This window comes from Methylophaga sp. UBA1464 (assembly GCF_002325665.1).
GTDB lineage: Bacteria > Pseudomonadota > Gammaproteobacteria > Nitrosococcales > Methylophagaceae > Methylophaga.
Genome location: NZ_DCSO01000002.1, coordinates 7,650 through 10,356 on the forward strand (window position 1 = coordinate 7,650; position 2,707 = coordinate 10,356).

3 protein-coding genes are annotated in these 2,707 nt (G+C 49.3%); 2 read left to right on the plus strand and 1 reads right to left on the minus strand.

All coding sequences use genetic code 11. From position 1 onward, the window contains the following. Positions 1 to 1,425, plus strand: a 1,425-nt coding sequence (gene uvrA / locus B3O33_RS00200; protein ID WP_292362695.1) for an excinuclease ABC subunit UvrA, incomplete at its 5' end; no start/stop codon positions are given. Continuing rightward, complete coding sequence (locus tag B3O33_RS00205; RefSeq protein ID WP_292362696.1) at positions 1,422 to 2,045, plus strand: inorganic triphosphatase; 624 nt, start codon at positions 1,422 to 1,424, stop codon at positions 2,043 to 2,045. The genes uvrA and B3O33_RS00205, both read left to right, overlap by 4 nt. 6 nt (positions 2,046 to 2,051) lie before the next feature. Here B3O33_RS00205 and B3O33_RS00210 read toward each other — a convergent pair. Continuing rightward, a partial coding sequence (locus tag B3O33_RS00210) for an energy transducer TonB (RefSeq protein WP_292362697.1) occupies positions 2,052 to 2,707 on the minus strand: 656 nt, incomplete at its 5' end.

Below are 2,707 nucleotides of genomic sequence, written 5' to 3' on the forward strand. Positions count from 1 at the left end.
ATTAGCTTTCTGGTGAATGTCGGACTGGATTACCTGTCTTTGGCGCGTAGTGCGGATACCTTATCTGGTGGTGAAGCCCAGCGTATTCGTCTTGCAAGTCAGATTGGCGCAGGTCTGGTGGGGGTGATGTACATACTTGATGAACCTTCCATTGGTTTGCATCAGCGTGATAATGATCGTTTGCTGGCAACGCTGACCCGATTACGCGATCTGGGTAATACGGTAATCGTAGTTGAGCATGATGAGGATGCGATCCGCAGTGCTGATTATGTGCTGGATATCGGGCCGGGCGCCGGTGTACACGGTGGTGAAATTGTGGCCCGTGGGACACCTCAGGATATTATGAAAAGTGAGCATTCGCTTACCGGCCAATACCTGTCAGGGCGGCGCAAAATTGAGATACCAGTTAAGCGAGAAGCTTATCATGCCGGTAAGGCGATTGGTCTTCGTGGTGCCTGCGGCAATAATCTGAAACATGTGGATGTGGATATTCCGATTGGTTTGATGACCTGTGTCACCGGTGTATCAGGGTCTGGTAAATCCACATTGATCAATGAAACATTGCTGAAACTGACATCCAAAACCCTCAACGGTGCTTCCGATGAACCGGCTCCGCATACGGAAATTCTGGGCTTGGAACAGCTGGATAAAGTGGTGGCGATTAATCAAAGTCCCATTGGTCGCACGCCACGCTCCAACCCTGCCACCTATACCGGCTTATTTACCCCGATTCGTGAATTATTTGCTGGGACTCAGGAAGCTCGGGCCCGGGGTTACGGCCCGGGGCGTTTCAGTTTTAATGTCAAAGGCGGCCGCTGTGAAGCCTGTCAGGGTGATGGTCTTATTAAAGTGGAAATGCACTTTTTACCGGATATCTATGTGCCGTGTGATGTCTGTAAAGGCAAGCGCTATAATCGCGAAACCCTGGATATTCGCTACAAAGGCAAGACCATTACTGAAGTGCTGGATATGACCATTGAAGACGCCAATGTGTTTTTCGAAAATATCCCGGTGGTTGCGAAAAAACTGCAAACCCTGATTGATGTTGGCTTGACATATATCAAGCTGGGACAAAATGCCACGACGCTTTCCGGCGGTGAAGCGCAACGGGTCAAACTGGCAAAAGAACTCTCCAAACGGGATACCGGTAAAACGCTTTATATCCTGGACGAGCCAACTACAGGCTTGCATTTTTATGATATTGAGCAGCTGCTGAAAGTGCTGCATCATTTGCGTGATCGTGGCAACACTATCGTAGTGATTGAGCATAATCTGGATGTGGTGAAAACCGCGGATTGGGTAATTGATATGGGGCCTGAAGGTGGTGCGGGAGGCGGCGAAGTGATTGCGGTCGGCACGCCAGAACAAATTGCTGAATATCCGAATTCACATACCGGCCATTATTTAAAGCCTTTACTGACATGAGTCTTGAACAGGAAATCAAATTAGCCGTTGCAGGCTCTGACAAGCTGGATCTGTCAGAGCTTGACTGGTTGCAGGCCATCACCACGGAACAGCAGCAGCTGCATTTGCGTACCGAATATTTTGATACACCAGAGTTAAAGCTGAAAAATCGCAGTATTGCTTTACGTATGCGGCAAATTGGTGATCAGTGGGTGCAAACGGTAAAGAGCAGTGGCCAGGTCAAAGATGGCTTGCATCAGCGTGAAGAGTGGGAACATCCCATCATGAATAGCGAGTTTGATCTACCATTATTGCGGCAGACGCCATTAGCACCGATTGTTGATGACAGTGGCAGCTGGAGACAATTAACGTGTCTGTTTTATACCGAGTTTCAACGTGATGTGTATTTGCTGGAAGCACCGCAGGATACGCTGATAGAACTGGCATATGATTTTGGTGAGGCGGGTTCAGCTGACAACACGGCTGTCATCCACGAAATTGAGCTTGAGTTACGTCATGGGGCGCTTGAAGTGTTACGGCAAATTGCCGAAAGGTTGAGAGAAGAACTGAGTCTGACCTATAAAAACAGCAGTAAAGCAGAGACGGGCTATCAGCTCTATCAGCAAAACCAAAGTAAATAATACTGCTTAACGGGCCGACATGCCGCGGGCGCTTTCAAATTTCCAGGTACGGATAATGGTTAACATATCACTGCCCTGTAGAACATCCTCAGGGATGGCAGCATAGGGCGCACCCAAGCGAACAATGCGCACCGCCGCATCATCCAGTACTTTATGCCCGGAAGAGCGTGACACGACAATTCCATCGGGAGGCACGCTGCCATCTGGTTTAATATCAACGGATAACATCAAGCTGCCGTTAACACCCTTATCTTTGGCTTCCTGAGGGTAATTCATATTGCCGATGCGCTCGACTTTCATTGCCCACGCCCGCATATAGGCCGCAGCAGAATATTCTTTAGTGGCTGCCGAAATGCGGCGTTTTTTCGGTGTTTCACTCAGGGCTTTGCTGTTATTGTTCAGTGTGTTTTGCAGCGAACCGATTTCGGTTCTTGCCCGCGCAATCAATTCTGCGCCGGAAACGGTTGGTTGGAGGGCTTCTGTTTCCTCCGGTGCATCGACAATATCATCCGTCTTAATTTCACTGGTTTCGACTTTACGCTCTGCGTTTTCAGCAGTGATTTTCTTACTGGCGGTTTCAGGCTCTGGTTTGGACTCAACTGGCTCGGCAGGTGGCTCAACCACAGGTGGTTCTGGGGCTGCCTCAACCACGGCAGGCAACT

Coding starts and splice junctions, on each gene's coding strand:
- B3O33_RS00205 (WP_292362696.1), top strand. CDS start 1,422: ATGAGTCTTGAACAGGAAATCAAATTAGCCGTTGCAGGCTCTGACAAG.